The following is an 18,350-nucleotide window of genomic DNA, read 5'->3' as shown; positions in this document are numbered from 1 at the left end:
AATAGCAACTTCTCCAAAAAGTTAAATTACCATTAAAAAAAGTGGATGCTAGAAGCATCCACTTTTATATTAATCAACTTGTATTTCATTATTCACATCAAGAGCTTCAACTAATTCTAATTCCTCATGACGTTCTTTAAAACGGTTGAAAGTAAATTCGTTTGCAAATAAGAATAACGGACGTTCGAAACGGTCATATACTAGCATGTTACGCATATCTTGATATTTCTTAAGTCCTTTTACGTCGTCTGTTTTAACCCAACGAGCAATATTATAATCAACATGGTCTTTACGGATATCAGATCCATATTCATTTTTTAAGCGGTATTCAAATACTTCAAATTGAAGTTGACCTACAGCACCTAAAATGACCTCATTAAATTCATTTTTATAAACCTGAATTGCACCTTCTTGAGCTAATTGCTCAACACCTTTATGGAAGTGCTTAGATTTTAATGAGTTAACTGGGCTAACTCGTAAGAATAACTCAGGTGGGAAAGTTGGTAATGGCTCAAAGAATAATTTCTGTTTGCTAGATGTTATTGTATCTCCGATTTGATAAGTACCTGAATCGTAAATACCAATTACGTCACCAGCATATGCACGGTCGATTGTTTCACGGTCGTTAGCCATCAATTGAGTTGATTGACTTAATTTAATTTGTTTTCCTGTACGAGAAAGCATAACGTTCATTCCGCGTTCAAATACGCCAGAACAAATTCGTAGAAATGCAATACGATCACGGTGAGCAGGATTCATATTAGCTTGAATTTTAAATATAAAACCACTAAATACTTCATCAGTTGGATTAACTTCACCATTAATTGTTTTACGAGGTCCTGGTGCAGGTGACATATCTAAGAAATGATTTAAGAATGGTGTTACCCCAAAATCGACTAATGCTGTTCCGAAGAAAACAGGAGTAAGTTCCCCAGCTCGAACTAAGTCTAAATTGAATTCATTTCCTGCACCCTCTAAAAGATCAACTTCATCACGTAAATTTTCTAAATTGGAAGGTTCTAAATGTGCTTCTAATTCAGAACCATGAACGCCATCTTGACCAAGTTTAATCACTTCATCTTTACGGAAAAGATGAACTTCATTTTCTAATCGATCATAAACACCTTCAAATTGCATTCCACTACCGATTGGCCAAGTAACTGCAACAGAAGGCATACCTAGAACTTCTTCTAATTCTTCCATTAATTCTAATGGATCTTTAGCTTGACGGTCTAATTTATTCATAAAGGTAAAAATAGGAATACCGCGTAAACGACAAACTTGGAAAAGTTTCTTAGTTTGTGCCTCAATACCTTTTGCAGCATCAATTACCATGACTGCAGAGTCAACAGAAGTTAGTACACGATATGTATCTTCACCAAAATCATTATGACCAGGAGTATCCATAATTGATACCATTTTTTCATCGTATTCAAACTGCATAACAGAAGAAGTAACAGAAATACCACGTTGCTTCTCGATTTCCATCCAGTCAGATTTTGCATATTTTGAATTTTTTTGAGCTTTTACAGTACCAGCTTCACGAATTGCTCCACCATGAAGTAGTAATTTTTCAGTTAAAGTTGTTTTACCAGCATCCGGGTGAGAGATGATCCCAAAAATACGGCGTTTAGCAACTTGATTAATTAATTCTTTATTTGCCATCTATTATAAAGTCCTTTCTAAATCAAAGATCATAATCAAATTTTTACATCTTATCTATTATACTAGAATTCAGCGTTTGATGAAACATTTAGTAACTAAGTTATATACAAAGTATTTCCAAGATTTCCAAGTTATGAAATAAGAATTTTCTTTTTTATCGTTTATTTTGTAATTTTATATAATTCATTCACTAATTTTTGAACATACAACCGATACAATTCTACTTTTTTCAAAAAAATTTTAACAAAAATATTATAGGAACTGGTTTTGTAAGTATGAAGTAGGTCTGTTGCATCACTAATACCAGGTCTCCAATCTATTTAGAAGTTAAATATTGTATTACTGGTAAAATTATTTCGAAAAAATTAGCGAAAAATTCCATATAATATAGACAAATTACAATAAGTTAGGAGATGAATTGATGACATTTACAATTAATCCGATTGCTTTTGTTAAAAATTCAAGAAAAGAAATTGAAGACGATCACTGGGGTTCAATTATCTCTGAAATCGAGTTAGCAAAGGAGTTTAATGAAGAAGCATTAAGTGGAATAAGTGATTTTTCACATCTAGAGATAATTTTTTATTTCGATAAAGTGACTGATGAAATGATTCAATACAATGCTAGACATCCTAGAAATAATATTCATTATCCAAAGGTTGGAATTTTTGCTCAAAGAGGTAAAAACAGGCCAAATAAATTAGGTCTAACATCAGTAGAACTTTTAAAACATAGTGGCCGCATTCTTACAGTTAAAGGATTGGATGCAATCGATGGAACGCCAATCATTGATATCAAACCAATTATGAAAGAATTTCTTCCTAAAGGTGAGATCAAACAAGCAGAATGGTCAAAGGCTTTAATGGAAAAATATTGGTGATAAAGGTTTAAAAATGATGAAAGAGTTGTCTCAAATGTTTTATTTGTGAAACTCTTTTTTTGCTTTTATATTATGAACAGCTAAATCGAATTTTGGTTATTTCCTTATTAAAGCAATTGTTGAGATGACACTTACTTCGGCAATTGCCTGATCCAGTTTATATTCTACAAATAATTAAAAATTTTTAATTTGAAATTTAGTTAGAACAATTATATTAGGCAAAGATAGTGAAATTCCCCCAAATTATTTAATGAGATTTTACATAAAATTACATAAATCTACACTTGGATAAATATAATAACTTTTCTTTTTACTTGATTTTACTAAAATCGACATTTATTTTAGTTTGTAACATCCCGGTTTAATGAAAATTCCCCCAATACTTTTCAAGAAAGACTACCGCTATAATTTGAATTGAGTGATTTTTCTGAAAAATCACTTTTATTTTGTCTTATTTAGCAATCTTTCATTTTAGAAAAAGTTGGAGGTTATTTAATGAAGGGGTTAAGTAGTAAATTTTTTCAAACCACATCTGTACTTGTTTTAGCTAGTAGTACAATTTTGGGATCGACTATGATAATTAAAAAGTCAGCTTATGCGAACTCAAATGACGTAGAAAGTATTCTTCAATCTCTTACACCGGAACAAAGAGAAGCTCTTAATCAATTAGAAATTGCTGAATCAAAAACTGGCTTGCAATTATCTGATGACATCGATTTATCGAGTGATAAAGAAGTATCTGTAATTGTTGAATTTAAAGAACTTCCAGCTAAAGTAGCACAGTTAGAGAAAGCTGCAGAAGGGGAGTCTATTTCATTAGAAAAGGCGAAAGAAAATGTAACAAAGTCTCATGCACACTTTAAACAAGAATTACAAGAAAAAATAGGCAAAAAAGAGAAATCTAGTAATGAAGAAGTTCAAATTAAATATACATATCAGAATGCGTTTAACGGCGTTTCATTGACACTTCCAGCAAATCAAATTAAAGATTTGTTAGATTTGGATACAGTTAAAGCAGTGTATAGTGATTCAACAATTCAAATTAAGCCACCTGTTGAACCAGTAGAAGAGAATGATCAAACAAAGGTAGATAGTTTACCATTTTTAAAGATTGATAAATTGCATCAGGAAGGTTTTACAGGTAAAAATATTAAGATTGGCGTAATCGATACGGGTATTGATTATAACCATCCCGATTTGAAAGATGCATACAAAGGTGGTTATGATTTCGTCGATAATGATAATGACCCAATGGAAGCAACATACGATCAATGGAAAGCTTCTAAAAAAGCTGAATTTGTTAATGGAAGCGCATATTATACTGAACACGGGACGCATGTTTCTGGAACGATTGCTGGTCGGGGGAAAAATAATTCTGATTATAAAGTAACTGGAGTAGCACCTGATTCAGACTTATATGTATACCGTGTATTGGGTCCTTATGGGTCAGGTTCTAATTCTGCAGTAATTGCAGGTATTGACCGTTCGGTTGCCGATGGAATGAATGTAATTAACCTTTCGCTAGGAGCCTCTATAAACGATCCGTTAGAAGCGACTAGCTTAGCGATTGATAATGCCGTTTTAAATGGAGTAACAGCTGTCGTTGCAGCAGGAAATGCTGGAGATAGTATGTACACTTTAGGCTCTCCAGGTGCAGCGGCACTTGCATTAACAGTTGGAGCGAGTTCTGTTCCTACTAAAGTTACTACATTCGGAAGTGAATTTTTAGTAAACGGTCAAGGTACGGATAGTACTCTACGATTAATGACGAAAAAATGGACAGATGATTTTACTAATTTGTCTGGAAAAACATTTGATATTGTAAATGTTGGAGTAGGTGGTCCAACTGATTACACAGGAAAAAATGTTCAAGGTAAGATTGCATTTGTTGCTCGTGGTACGTATGCACTTATTGATAAAATGAACTATGCAAAGCAAAAAGGAGCTGTAGGGGTAATTATCTACAACAATAATGCTTCTGAAGGACAGATCCCGTATTATTTGGGAGAAAGCAATGATAATATCCCTGTATTTTCGATGACAAATAAAGACGGCTTGGCTGTAAATGATTTATTTAGCAAGGGAACTCCTTCAGTAACACTAGGGGTAATTGGTGAGTCTGAAATTCCTGGTGATGATCTAGCTAGCTTTAGCTCTAGGGGACCATCTGGAACGCTTTATGATATAAAACCTGAAGTAACAGCACCTGGTGTAGATGTTTTATCGACTGTTCCTGCATACATCAATAACAAAAATGATTCAACAGATTATTCTTCTGCTTATATGCGAATGTCTGGTACGTCGATGGCAACTCCACATGTTACTGGTATAGCTGCATTACTATTACAAGCACATCCTGATTATACGCCTGCTGACATTAAAACCGTATTGATGAATACAGCGGATCCGTTAAGAAGTAAATACAGTGTGTTTGAAGTTGGGGCAGGAAGAGTAGATCCTTATGAAGCGATTTATTCACGCATTGAACTAGGAGTTCAAGATACAACGCCATTTATTAAAAAAAATGAAAAAATAAATATTGATGAACAAACTGGTGGACTAAGCTATGGTTTTATTCCTGTAGATAAAAATGCTATTTCGAAAACTACAAATATATTAATCACAAATCATACTGATAAAATGCAAAAATATAATATTTCGGTAGAATATAATATCGGTACACGCGGATCTTTGGATGCTAAGGCAAACGGGGTAAGTGTTACAGTACCAAAAGACCTTAAAATGAAAAAGAATAGCCAGGAGATGATTCCTGCAACACTTACGATCCCAACAACTGCTAGTAAAGGAACATATGAAGGCTATATTCATGTTGTAAATGAAAAGGATCCAGATGATAATTATCAAATTCCATTTGGCTTCCGTTTAGTAGAAGAAGGCTTTGAATATTTTAGAGCTCATTCACCTAGCATCTCTACAACTCGTGATAATGCACCATATAGCGTTAAGGCGTCTGATTTAGATTTTAAATTAAATTCACCAATGAAAACATTAGATTTTATTTTAGTAGATCCTAAAACTAATAAAGATTTAGGGATAATCGGTACAATTAATGTTTCAAGTGCAGGTGTCGATAAGGATCTCTATATTCAAAAAGCCTTTACTGGGCGATATTTTCCATTTACAGGTAATGCTAAGAAACCAGTTGGCTACACATCGGTCCTAGCAACACCTGGATTATACAAAATGAAAGTTATTGGTACAAATTTAGACGGCAAACAGTACTCAAAAACAGACCAAGTATATATTGATAATAACCGTCCAACTTTCACACTAGATGATACAAATGCACTACCAAAAGGTGATCTTCCATTTGTTGAGTTAGCGTCTGGCCAAAAAACTGTTACATTATCTGGAAGTGTTTTAGATAATGAAGCTAAGGAAATGGAAAATTCCGGTATGAAAGTAACACAAGCGACTAATAATGTTTGGTACGGACCTAATTCACCAGCTTATGGTATCGCTGCAGATGCGAATGGAAGATTCACGAAAGAAATATCTGTGGATTCTCCAAACCCGGTTTACATGCTTCAATTTGTTGGAGCTGATCGAGCAGGTAATTCAACCAACGCAAAAGTTATTTACTATATGAAACCTGGATCACAATTTATTTATGCTAAACCAAATAAAGAGAGTTTTATGATGGGTGACAAAGTAACTTATACTTTCTATGCTCACGGTTTGCAAAATGCAAAAGATTATACACTTAAATTTGATTACACATCAAGATTTTTTAAATCAGTTGAATTTAATAAAAATGCTGCTTTATCCGATGATACACAGTTTACGGCAACCTCAACAGGAACTGGGAGTAAATCAAATACAATTAATATTAAAGCACCAGGTGATGGTTTAAGTGGTGATCTTCCATTATTTGATATGCAAGTAGAAACAAATGAAACTGAATTTGTTAATCCTAGTACGATATTTTTCTATATCAATTCATCGATCTATAAAGATCTTAATGGAAAAACAGTTAGTCCATATACTCAAGTTGGTTTAATTCCAAGTTATCCGGCTAGTTCAACTGCAACAGCAAAAATCAACGCTGCAGGTTTATTAAGTGCAAATGGCAGTTTTAATTTTGCGATCGACTACACAACAATAGGTGCACAAGCAAAAGCAAAAGATTCAAAAGGTCAATACTATAATGGTGAAATTCAAAAGAATGGGGATATAGTATTCAGGAAACTTCCTATTACGGAACAATTATATACAGTCATCATAGATGTTCCAGGTCATTTTACCACATACACACCTATGGAAATTGGCCGAAAAGATCGAGATATTTTTATAGGTGAAAATATTTCTTATCCTACTGTAAGAGAAAATGCAGGAGATCTTAATAAAGACAATGTAATTGATATTTACGATGTAATACTTCTCGAACAAAATTGGGGTACGAATAATCGTAATGCCGATATTAATTATGATGGAAAAGTTGACTCATTGGATTTCAAGTTACTAGAAACTAATTATTTAAAAGAGAATGATTATGTATTAGATACTCCTACTGGTGTTAAAGAGTATAATGGAAAAACAATTGATTCGATTAAGAAGTCTTTGGGAATTAATTAGATTTTGAACCTATCCGATTGGATAGGTTTTTTGATTTTGGATGTGTTAAATTGTTGAAATTCTTGTTGAACTAAATGGCAAGAGAGTGGTAAAGGAGATTGAAAAGTAACTAGCGAATTATTCAATTAGCAAGAAAAATGGTTTAAATTTAGTATGTAGGAAATGGGTGCTAATCGTAACATCTTAGGTGTTGGGGAAATGTCAATATTAAAGAAGTATGCCGATTGGATTTCAAAAAAATCCTAGAAGGTATGACCTAGCCGAATTACTGTTAGAGATGAGTTTTGTACCATCGATTATTGTTGGAATTGAATTAATTTATTACAACTTTTCTTCTTTTTGGTTTATGGTATTCTGGTTTTTGATCATAATTTTCTATCAGTTATTTGATAAGTTAGTTACAAGAATTTTGGGTAGATTTAATGTGAAAATTTCAAAATGGATGCATCCTTTATTCCTTTGATTTTGGTGTTCATTTGTTTTGTTTTCAAAGTTGTTTAATAAATGGAATCTAAAAAGTATTAATGAATTACTCATGAAAAGGGGGATTTTATATGATATTGGAAGCAGTTATGCTACAAGTTAAGAAAGGTATGGAAGAGGACTATGAGGAAGCATTTAGTAGGGCATCTAAAATAATTTCTTCTATGAAAGGGTACATTTCACACGAATTACAATGTTGTATGGAAGTAAAAGGGAAATATTTACTCTTAGTTCAATGGGAAACATTAGAAGATCATATAGTTGGATTTAGACAATCCAACGAGTATCAAGAATGGAAAAAACAATTACATCATTTTTATGACCCTTTTCCGACTGTTGAGCATTTTGAAAGGGTTAAACTTTAGTAACCATTATTGAATTATTAAGGAAGTACGTTTTAAACTTCCATTCACTTTGGTGAATTCCTGATTCATAGATGGCAAAAGCAATGCATTAGTTTGTTCATTTTTATCTATACTGCTCATGGTATATACGATACACAATTTTTTGGGTATTGGTATATAGCATTATTTTTTTTGTATATTAAGGTTTCTGTATTCATTATCGATACTGGATATTTTTGTAATATAAATCATAATTTAGATTCTAAATGGTAAAAATAAACATGTTTTAAAAAAGAGAATAGAGGAAGTAAGTATTAAATGAAGGTACTATAATGAATCGCAAATTAAAATTAAGTGGTTTCCAATTATTATGTATGATTTTTATGTTTATTAATGGTACATCGCCACCAATTGAAATCTATGCATTAGCTAAGCAAGATGCATGGATGAGTTTATTATTAGGACTTACTATGGGGTGTCTATTATTTCTTGTATATATAAAGTTATATTCATTTTTTCCTGATGTACCATTTACAAAATATATACAATATATTTTAGGTAAATATGTTGGGAAAATGTTAGCACTAATCTATATACTATATTTTATTTATATAGGTGCACGAGTTTTGCGTAATTTTGAGGAATTAATGATTATTACTCTTTACAATGCTTCATCACATATTTCAATTGGAATATTAATGATGATTGTAGTCATATATGCAAGTTATAAAGGAATTGAAGTATTTGCACGTGCAAATGAATTTATTTTTTTATTTATAATGTTGTTTATATTTATAATTATTGGATTAGAAATTATTTCTGGCTTAATCAAAATTAATAATTTAAGACCTGTATTAGAAAGTGGATGGAAACCAGTGTTAAAGGCAACACCTATATTAATTGCAAATCCTTTTGGTGAGATATTTACATTTACCATGATTTTGCCATATTTAAATAAACAAAAGAATGTAGCAAAAGTAGGAATAACATCATTTCTATTTTCTGGGCTTATATTGACTTTATTTTCAATGTTAAATGCTTCCATAATGGGTGTTTCTGAAATAGAAAGGACCATATATCCACTTCTTACAGCTGTTAGTTATATTAGTATTGCTGATTTTGTACAAAGATTGGATACCTTTATAATAGTGGTTTCGGTATGTAATTTTTTCGTGAAGATTACTATATATTTCTATTGTGCGGTGTCAGGAGCAGCAGATTTATTTGGCATTAAGGAAAGTAAGCAATTAGTTTATCCTACTTCCATTATAATGTTAGTTTGTTCAATTTGGATGACATCGAATTATGTTGCATTACGTAATGAAGCAAGTAATGTTGTCCCATTTTTACTACAAATACCTCTTCAAATTATTATCCCAATTTGTTTAATAATAATAGTGCTAATAAAAAGGAAACTAAAATACCCAACCTTATAAAAAATCCCTGGATTTTGAAGTGTACCTCAAATGTTAGACACCGTTTAACATTTGGAGGTGCATTTTTATTAATAAAACAATTTCTTAATGTAACTAACACCGCCATTTACATGTAGAGTAGAGAACTGATTTCAAAGGAGAAAACTAAAAAAAATCGAAATATGTATAGATCAACTAAATAATAGGGAACTATTAGTATGCAGAAATGGAAAACACTTAGTTCGGAATATATATTCAAAACTCCTTTTGGAAATTTAAGAAAAGATTGTTGTGAATTGCCTGATGGAAAAGTAATTCAAGATTATTATGTAAATGAATATTCAAATTGGGTAAATGCTATTGTGGTAACAAAAGAGCATAAAATATATTTCCTTATGCAACTAAAGAGTTGCTTTAGTTAAAGATGAATTTCTAAAAAAAATTTATAAATATAAGATAAAATGTGAGGTACAGTATGGTTGCAGTGCTTTTTGAATATGATTCATTAAAACTCCAAGTAAAAAGGACCTTTCCTGTAATAGACTTATCCCTGTCAAGTAGACACTAATAAAAAAGGTATTTTAAGCAGCCTTAGCCCTGTATTCAATAGGGGTAAGGTTATTAAATTTTTTTTGAAATCTTTTATTGTTGTAGTACCAAATATTTTGCATTACTGCATGTTCAACCTGGTTCAGATCATTAAACTGATAGCGGTAAAAACACACGGTTTAAAATGACTAAAGAAACTTACAATGCATGCATTATCCAGATTATCATATGTCTTTCTAATTTTGCCCATAAAAAATTCCCCCTATAGTAGACAGAACAGCCTCTTTCTTTTAACTGTCTACTATAAGGGGATTATTACATTGTGTTGAAACCCCTTAATTTAAGTACTCTTATTAAATAATTAAGCCGATGTCTAAAATTAATTTTGATTAAAGTCTAATGGACGTAAACTTGCTTCGATCTCAGAACGTTTAGGCTCTAAAAATGGAGGCAATGCTAACTGTTCTCCCAAAGTATCAATATTTTCGTCTACATCAAATCCAGGGGTATCAGTTGATAATTCGAATAAAATATGATTTGGTTCTCTAAAATAGAGCGCTTTAAAATAGTAGCGTTCTACTTTTCCTGAATTCGTAATCCCAAGTGAATTTAATTTGTCGGCCCATTTATTATATTCTTCTTCGTTTGGTACTCTAAAAGCTACATGATGTACACTACCTCGTCCTGGTCTAGCTCTCTGTAAGTCTGGTCTTACTTCCAAGTGAACTTCTGCTCCAGCACCACCTGCTCCGGTTTCGTAAACTTCTATACTTGCAAAATTCCCTTCTGTAGAAGGGTATGTACCAACATATCTAAAGCTTAAAACATCCGTTAAAGTTTTACTTGTAGGAGTCGAATCTTTTACGGTAAGTGTCACTGGACCTAAGCCAAGAATTCCATGCTCGATTGGGATATCTGATTTATTCCAAGGAGTACCCGGTGAAACACCTTTTTCACCATTATCTGCTACTAAAATTAATCTTGTACCTTCATAATCTTGAAATGCGAGTGTATCTCGATTTGCTCTTTTAAGTATTTCATCATGTGAAATATTAAGTTCTTTAAAGCGATTCTTCCAATAATGTAGTGACTCAGTTGTGGCCACTCTTAATGAAGTTGAAGATACAATCGAGTGACCTGGATATGTAGTTCCTAGATGAGGGATATCGAAAAATGTTATTTCTGTCCCGGGATTTGCTTTTGCATCACCGTAAAATAAGTGATAACTAGAAGTGTTATCTTGATTTACAGTTTTCTTAACAAGTCTCATCCCTAAAACCTTAGTGTAAAACTCGTAATTTTTTTCAGCCTTTGTTGTAAGTAGTGAAACATGATGAATTCCCAATAATTCCACTTTCATCACTCCTTTAATTTTTTATTTAACCTATGACTTGCATAATTTTTATGTACACATTGTAAATGGCTAGAGATTGAAGTAGAGTTTTATGTTAAACTGTTATCTAATAATTATAATATTCAGACAAATGGTATAGGAAGGGGAAAATGCTTTGTATTTCGGTTATATATTAATTTTAATATCTGCAATAGCCTTTGGATTAATGCCTATTTTTGCGCTTTATGCTTATGATCAAAATGTAAGTGTAAATACATTATTATTTTTAAGGTTTACATTTGCGACAATTATGTTCTTTAGTTACTTAGTGGTTAGTAAAAAATTAGTTAAAATTACGAAAAAACAATTAGTCTTGTTTGTTTTACTAGGTGGAGTATTGTATATGCTTCAATCAAGTTTTTATTTCAGTTCAGTAAAATATATCCCTGCTTCATTAGCTGCATTAATTCTCTATTTATATCCCATTTTTGTAGCAATTCTATCATTTTTAGTAAATAAAGAGCAATTAACAAAAAATATAATGATATCAATTGTACTATCGTTGGTTGGAATAGTACTAGTGTTGGGAGCTCCTGCGGAAAATATAAATCCATTTGGCATCATATTAGCATTTGCAGCAGCAATCGTTTACTCAATATACATAATTGTTGGTGGGAGGATTTCAATGCAAGTTCCTCCATTAGTAACAAGTGCATATATTTCTTTATTTGCATCAATTTCATTTTTACTAGTTGGCGTATCGACAAACACGATACACATTCATTTTAAATTTATTGGATGGATCTCAATTTTAGGTATTTCAATTATATCAAGTGTTATATCAATGGGTACATTTTTTGCTGGTGTAAAACGAATAGGTCCGACAAAAGGGGCAGTATTAAGTATGGTTGAGCCAGTAGTGACAATCTCATTTTCAACCATTCTTTTCCATGAAAATATGAGTTTACTTCAAATCGTAGGTGGGACTATTGTTCTAGGTGGAGCGCTTTTAGTTGTTCTTACTAGTGAGAAAAGAAATATTGTTGAGAATAAAATGGATTTTTAAATGGTATATGATAAACTGTATTTAGAATATTAGTTTAATAATTATTAAAAGTTAAAGTGGCTGCTTATTTACTATGCAGCTTTTTTAAATTTAAAAAGGAGTAAAATAGAATGTTTGAATTAAAATTAAAAAATGGAGAAATAGTAAAAGTTCGTCAAGCAACAGGAACTGATGCTAAATCAATTATAGATTTTTATAACATCGTAGGTGGAGAAACGAACTTTTTATCATTTGGAGGAAATGAGTTTAAAAGAAATGAAGTAGAATATGAGACATTTTTAGATGATACCTTCAATGAAAAAAATTCAATTATTTTATTAGTCACAATAAATGATCAAATAATAAGTATCGGTTCGATCAATTCCAGTCAAAAGGAACGTACTAAGCATGTAGGCACACTAGGCATTGTAGTTAAAAAAGAATATTGGGGATTAAGTTTAGGGAAGTTATTAATGCAATCATTAATTGATTGGGCTAAACAAAATGATCTAACTCGAAAAATTCAATTAGTTACGAATGAAGATAATCTTAAAGCCATTCAATTGTATAAAAATTTAGGATTTGAAATTGAAGGGGTAATCAAAGAAGATACTTATATAAATGGAAAGTACTGTAATACTGTAATGATGGGCTTATTTATTAAATAGTACTGAATATAAAAAGTTTAAAGGCTCTATTATAGACACTCAAATGAATAAAGCTTTAAATTTACTAGCAGACGAACTACAATTCAATAAGAGCATTTATATAATTAGAAAGATTAGTTGTAAAGATGATTAAAGATTTATTTCTTAATTTTTCATTGTTACTTTTTTCTTAATTGGGTTTAATCGAATTCAATATAAATAGGTGGATTAAACAATAATTTGGAAATGTCTTTCGTTAAAAAAGCCTTGTGATCGTTAATCACAAGGCTTTTTAAAGTAGCTATAGTTTTTAGAAGCACGTAAACGATCTAATTCGATGTGTATCAATTCCAAAGAAAACCCATCTCCAGCCAATCCATCTCCAGCCTGCAACTGAATGCCTGCCAACGAAGGTTGGAAAGTACCAAAATTGTTCTCCATTATTCAACCAAACATAAGTATTTCTAAATCGACAACCAGCGATTGCACCTGGATCTATTGCAAATGCTGTAGCTTGAGACATTGTTGGTGTGAATGAAGGTGGTGGTGCAGTCGGTTGACCTTGAGATTGACCATGGCCTCCACCACCCGGTTGTCCCGGAAAGCCTGGGAATCCACCTGGTTGCCCTGGAAAACCGCCCGGTTGTCCTGGAAAGCCTGGAAATGTTCTATATTGAGGGAAAAAGTTCATTTTATCAACTCCTTTTTAGTTTTATCCTTATTAAATTATGAAAATTAATGTTTTTTGTTTGGGCTGATATTTAAATAGCCATATAGATGTTTGTAATATAGTAGAAAATCATTATTATTAAGATTCCTGAGCATGATCAATTCATATAGAAACACATCAAAGAGAAGACTGATCCACTTCTCTTTTTTTACTATTCATAGATAAGAAATACTACTCAGACTACTGATTAAAAAAAATAATTATTTTCCAAAACATAAAGCGCTTTTAGTGAATAATACTTTTTTACTCTTAAGGGTAAAAAAATTACTCTTTAAAGTAAAAAACACTTGCATAATTCTGTAAATTCGAATAAATTAAACTTAAAGGAGGAGAAAAATGGAAAATTTACGCTTGAATGTCGCATTATTACGCCGTAGAGTACCGAATTTGACTACTTCTGCGAAATCTGTTGGACTTCGACCAGCAACTGTTTCCAATTTATGTACTGGGAAAATTCCAATTGGTCGCTCAGAAGTAAGAACACTAGTCGCATTAGCTGCTTTAGCAGAATGTACATTGGATGAACTGATCATCAGAGGGGAGAAGATTGAGATGATTGAAACAGGAATAAAAACGCTTGATTTATTTGCTCCATTAGTAAAAGGTGGTACAGTCGGGTTGGTTGCAAGACCAGGTATGGGTCAATTAGTTGTATTAGCAGAAATGTTATATAAATTAAGAAATGATTCATATTTTACGATTTTATTAAAACCAGAAGGAGAGCATCCAGAAATTGACGATATTTTAGCTGATGTAAACTTAGTATGTTATTCAATTGATGAAGTGTATGAAGCGATTGCAAAAGCGGGAAAAAACGTAGAGTTTGCGTTCGGAGCGGATCGTTCAAACGTCATTACAGGTGATATAAACCGTCTCCAACAAAAATTAGCAGATATCGGTATTGAAGAGGTAACTACTTTTTTAGTTGATTTAAAAGGAGAAGCGGTGGACGAAGATTTCCCTTATGGACCTTTAGAAACATTATGGCAGTTTGATGCAGACTTAGCTTTCAGACATAAATATCCTGCAATTAATCCTATTCATTCAACATCCACAGTTTTAGAAGATAATCAACCAGATCAAACCCACAACCAAGTGCAAAAAGCAGCTCAGAAATTACTACGTCGTTATCGTGAGTTGAGATCATTAGTAGCAGTACATGGAATAGATTCATTACCAGAAAATGAAAAATTAACATATAAACGTGGTGAATTATTAGAAGCCTATTTAACTCAACCATTTTTCGTAGCAGAAGAATTCACAGGTACAAAAGGAGCATCTGTTAATTTGCAAAATACTTTACAAGATGTTCGAAAACTAATCGATGGTGCTTACGATTCAATGGAAGTAGATAAAATGAATTTTATTGGTAGCCTGTAGAAAAGTTAATGAAAAGTGTGACACTTATAAATGTGTCACACTTTTTTTATATTTTACCTAAATTTAGTTTTCTGGAGAATGGTAGTATAAAATTTAAGAATTATTTAAGAATTTAATAATAGGCAATTAATTTTTCTGAATTATACTATGCCACAAACAAGTTTCAAAACTGAAATTAAGTAAAAGTTCATCTCTCACCTGAAAGTTGGAATAAATTTTGTCGATTCGAAAACGGTTAATCCTATCTAATTTAGCAATGATTGTTATTCCAATCATTTCTTTTATCCTCATCGAGATTTTACTCGGTGTGTTTTACTATAAAGTTTTTGTACCTAAATTTAATGATCATCCACCCCATTCATTTTATTTTTTTCGTTTCGGAATCATTGTCCCTATTTTTGCAATTACAAATGGAGTGCTATCATTTTTTGTTTCAAGAAGCATACTAAGACCAGTAAAAAATCTTACAAATGCTGCTAAACAAATTAGTGAAGGAAATTTAAATTTTGAAGTAAAACCAATAAACAATGATGAACTCGGTCAGTTAGCCATTAGCTTTGAATTAATGAGAAGAAATCTAAAAGAGTCAGCTGAAATACAGAAAAAATACGAAGAAAATCGTAAAGAATTAATTGCCAATATTTCACATGATCTAAAAACGCCAATTACATCAATAAAGGGATATATTGAAGGAATTAAAGATGGCGTGGCGAACACCCCAGAAAAAATGGACAGCTATATTGAAACAATTTATCTGAAAACCTTATATATGGATCAATTGATTAATGAACTATTCCTTTATTCGAAGTTAGATTTAAAACGAGTACCATTCCATTTTGAAGAAGTAAATATTCATGATTATTTAGTCGATCGGATTGAGGAATTGAAATTTGATTTAGAACCGTTAAATGTAAGTATTACTTATCTTGAGAATGTGGATCGAGAAAATAGTATTGTACTAATAGACCGGGAACAATTCAAACGTGTAATGACAAATATCATTCAAAATAGTTTGAAATACATGGATAAAGATGAAAAACAAATTACGATAAAATTAATAGATGACAAAGAAAAAATAAAAATAAAATTTCATGATAATGGTAAAGGGATTTCGAAAGAGGCGCTTCCGTTTATTTTTGATCGTTTTTACCGAGCCGATCCATCAAGAAATCTATCAACAGGTGGGACGGGACTCGGGCTGGCTATTGCAAAAAGAATCATAGAAGAGCACGGTGGAGAAGTGTGGGCAGAAAGTCAAATTGGTGAATATACAAACATTTTTCTTTCATTAAATAAGAAATCATTATGAAAGGTGACAAAATGAAAAAGGTTTTAATTATTGAAGATGATCAAAGTATCGCTTTATTACAAAGAGATTATTTAGAAATAAATGATTTTGAAGTTGAAATCGAATCAAATGGGAAAAGCGGACTTCAAAAAGCTTTATCGAAGGAATATGATTTAATCATACTGGACTTAATGTTACCAGAATTAAATGGATTTGAAATATGTAAGAAAATCCGAGAAAGTAAAGACATCCCAATCCTAATTGTTTCAGCAAAAACAGAAGATATTGATAAAATTAGGGGATTTGGTCTAGGGGCAGATGATTTTATCGTGAAACCATTTAGTCCAAGTGAATTAATTGCCAGAGTGAAAGCTCATCTTTCAAGGTATCAACGTTTAGCAAATAAAGGTCATATTAATGAAGAAGAACTTCAAGTAAGGGGACTTACAATTCAAAAAGATTCTAGAAAAGTTCTTGTTAATGGAGAAGAAAAAATATTCACAACGAAGGAATTTAACTTACTTACCTTTCTTGCTTCAAATCCAAATAAAGTATTTAGTAAAGAATTATTATTTGATCGAATTTGGGGATTTGAAACGGTCGGAGATATTTCTACTGTAACTGTTCATATCCGAAAAATCCGTGAAAAAATAGAAGTTGACCCGTCCAATCCGGATTATATTGAGACGATATGGGGAGCGGGATATCGGTTTAAAGATTAAATTTCAATACAATAAATAAAGAGTGATCCTGTGAGTTAGTAAACTCGCTTATAGGATGACTCTTTTTCATATTCAATGAGAAAATACATTAATTTCAATACTTCACCAAAGAAAATACAAATTTTTTCATGTTAAAACAGCGGGGAAGTAACTTTATCTGGTCGTCAATTAATAAGCAATTTAGTTTTAGAAATGATTTAAGAATTATTTAAGAAATTGATAATAGCTGTTTTATATCTTGCCACTATGATGAAAAGTATAAAATTAATGAAAACGGAGGGAACAGAGTAGTGGCTAAAAAGAAATTAAATTTAACGAAAAAAAATATATTAGTTAGTGTACATGTTTTAGCAGTATGTGCTTGGTTTGGAGGTACATTAAGTTTAATAATATTAGGTTTATATTTAAAAAATGCACAAAACTCGGAGCAGCTTATTTATACATTATCAAGTATGCATATCATTGATGAAAAATTACTAAAATATCCTGCACTTGCAACTTTAGGTACTGGGATTTTACTTTCTGTATGGACGCAGTGGGGATTAGTAAAGCATTATTGGGTTGTTATAAAACTTATTCTAACTGTCTTAATTATTCTGATTGGCATTTTTTTGATTAATGATTGGTTCGCATATTTAGTAAAAACCGCAGAAGGATTAGGTGCGAGTGCACTTAATCAAAATAAATTTGAGTCAACTTGGCTTTCGATTATTATAACTGGAATATTTAACTTAAGTTGTTTAGCATTCATGACGTTCATTACGTATTTTAAACCTTTTGGAAAAATAAAAAAAAATAAAAAAGTGGCAACACCATAAAAATTGCTTATTATGGAGTTCTAACTGATTAAAAAGTAATACTATTTGAGTATTACTTTTTCAGAGTGTTGAAATATAAAATGGTCAATAGGGAAAACGGACATTAAATGAATACTTATTAATTATGAAATTATTATTTTTTGATGTTTTATTAATGGTTTTAAATGTTACTATGTTTGTACTATTTTATGGTTCTAATAACAATAGTAATGTTTTTACAGAAGTTAAAAAGATTATGTGCTAATATTTAGAAAAACAATTTCAACTGCTTAGTTTAATAAATGTACGATAATTGAAACAACTGTTAGATTACGCTAAGTAAAGGCTATTTGATTAGGTTTTTATTGTAGACTTTTTTTGATGAATAAGTTGATTGGAATGGAGGGATGCTCGACTCCTATGGGATAAGCGGGAAGGCTGAGACCCCGCAGGCAAGCCGAGGAGGCGAAAGAATC

General features: G+C 31.6%; 14 protein-coding genes. 10 read left to right on the top strand and 4 right to left on the bottom strand.

Annotation, left to right across the window (positions count from 1 at the left end):
- Positions 1-69 precede the first annotated feature (69 nt).
- A complete protein-coding gene (locus COJ46_RS23670) occupies positions 70-1,665 on the bottom strand; it encodes a peptide chain release factor 3 (RefSeq protein ID WP_097978630.1) in 1,596 nt (531 codons plus the stop codon).
- 421 nt (positions 1,666-2,086) lie between these two features.
- Here COJ46_RS23670 and tsaA point away from each other — a divergent pair, with 421 nt between their 5' ends.
- From tsaA to COJ46_RS23645, 4 genes are all read left to right on the top strand, one after another.
- A complete protein-coding gene (gene tsaA / locus COJ46_RS23665; protein WP_097978631.1) occupies positions 2,087-2,545 on the top strand; it encodes a tRNA (N6-threonylcarbamoyladenosine(37)-N6)-methyltransferase TrmO in 459 nt (152 codons plus the stop codon).
- 495 nt (positions 2,546-3,040) lie between these two features.
- The gene (locus COJ46_RS23660; protein WP_097978632.1) at positions 3,041-7,141 is read left to right on the top strand and encodes a S8 family serine peptidase; all 4,101 of its coding nucleotides are present in this window, start codon (positions 3,041-3,043) and stop codon (positions 7,139-7,141) included.
- 554 nt (positions 7,142-7,695) lie between these two features.
- Positions 7,696-7,989 (top strand): antibiotic biosynthesis monooxygenase family protein, encoded by a 294-nt coding sequence (locus COJ46_RS23650; protein ID WP_097978634.1) that lies wholly within the window; start codon positions 7,696-7,698, stop codon positions 7,987-7,989.
- Between the two features lie 311 nt (positions 7,990-8,300).
- Entirely contained in the window at positions 8,301-9,404 is a 1,104-nt protein-coding gene (locus tag COJ46_RS23645) for a GerAB/ArcD/ProY family transporter (protein WP_097978635.1), read from the top strand.
- A 560-nt stretch (positions 9,405-9,964) separates the two neighbouring features.
- Here COJ46_RS23645 and COJ46_RS25315 read toward each other — a convergent pair.
- Both COJ46_RS25315 and COJ46_RS23630 read right to left on the bottom strand, forming a co-directional pair.
- The gene (locus tag COJ46_RS25315) at positions 9,965-10,108 is read right to left on the bottom strand and encodes an IS3 family transposase (RefSeq protein ID WP_097978636.1); all 144 of its coding nucleotides are present in this window, start codon (positions 10,106-10,108) and stop codon (positions 9,965-9,967) included.
- A gap of 203 nt (positions 10,109-10,311) precedes the next feature.
- Positions 10,312-11,286 carry a ring-cleaving dioxygenase gene (locus COJ46_RS23630; protein WP_097978637.1) on the bottom strand — a complete coding sequence of 325 codons (975 nt, stop codon included), beginning with the start codon at positions 11,284-11,286 and terminating at the stop codon, positions 10,312-10,314.
- Between the two features lie 154 nt (positions 11,287-11,440).
- Here COJ46_RS23630 and COJ46_RS23625 point away from each other — a divergent pair, with 154 nt between their 5' ends.
- The gene (locus COJ46_RS23625) at positions 11,441-12,331 is read left to right on the top strand and encodes a DMT family transporter (protein ID WP_097978638.1); all 891 of its coding nucleotides are present in this window, start codon (positions 11,441-11,443) and stop codon (positions 12,329-12,331) included.
- Between the two features lie 110 nt (positions 12,332-12,441).
- Positions 12,442-12,978 (top strand): GNAT family N-acetyltransferase, encoded by a 537-nt coding sequence (locus COJ46_RS23620; protein ID WP_097978639.1) that lies wholly within the window; start codon positions 12,442-12,444, stop codon positions 12,976-12,978.
- A 289-nt stretch (positions 12,979-13,267) separates the two neighbouring features.
- Here COJ46_RS23620 and COJ46_RS23615 read toward each other — a convergent pair whose 3' ends face one another.
- Positions 13,268-13,648, bottom strand: a complete 381-nt coding sequence (locus COJ46_RS23615; protein WP_097978640.1) for a transporter — start codon at positions 13,646-13,648, stop codon at positions 13,268-13,270.
- Positions 13,649-14,023: 375 nt separating this feature from the next.
- On the opposite strand from COJ46_RS23615, the gene COJ46_RS23610 reads away from it, so the two are divergent.
- From COJ46_RS23610 to COJ46_RS23595, 4 genes are all read left to right on the top strand, one after another.
- Positions 14,024-15,067, top strand: coding sequence for an ATP synthase beta subunit C-terminal domain-containing protein (locus COJ46_RS23610; protein ID WP_097978641.1), 1,044 nt, complete (start codon positions 14,024-14,026; stop codon positions 15,065-15,067).
- 217 nt (positions 15,068-15,284) lie between these two features.
- A complete protein-coding gene (locus COJ46_RS23605; protein WP_176527983.1) occupies positions 15,285-16,376 on the top strand; it encodes a sensor histidine kinase in 1,092 nt (363 codons plus the stop codon).
- 11 nt (positions 16,377-16,387) lie between these two features.
- Entirely contained in the window at positions 16,388-17,077 is a 690-nt protein-coding gene (locus COJ46_RS23600) for a response regulator transcription factor (RefSeq protein WP_097978642.1), read from the top strand.
- Positions 17,078-17,367: 290 nt separating this feature from the next.
- Positions 17,368-17,895, top strand: coding sequence for a hypothetical protein (locus tag COJ46_RS23595; protein WP_097978643.1), 528 nt, complete (start codon positions 17,368-17,370; stop codon positions 17,893-17,895).
- The last annotated feature ends 455 nt before the right edge of the window (positions 17,896-18,350 follow it).

The organism is Bacillus sp. AFS077874 (genome assembly GCF_002566505.1).
GTDB lineage: Bacteria > Bacillota > Bacilli > Bacillales > Bacillaceae_G > Gottfriedia.
This window is presented reverse-complemented; position numbering and strand designations above follow the sequence as displayed.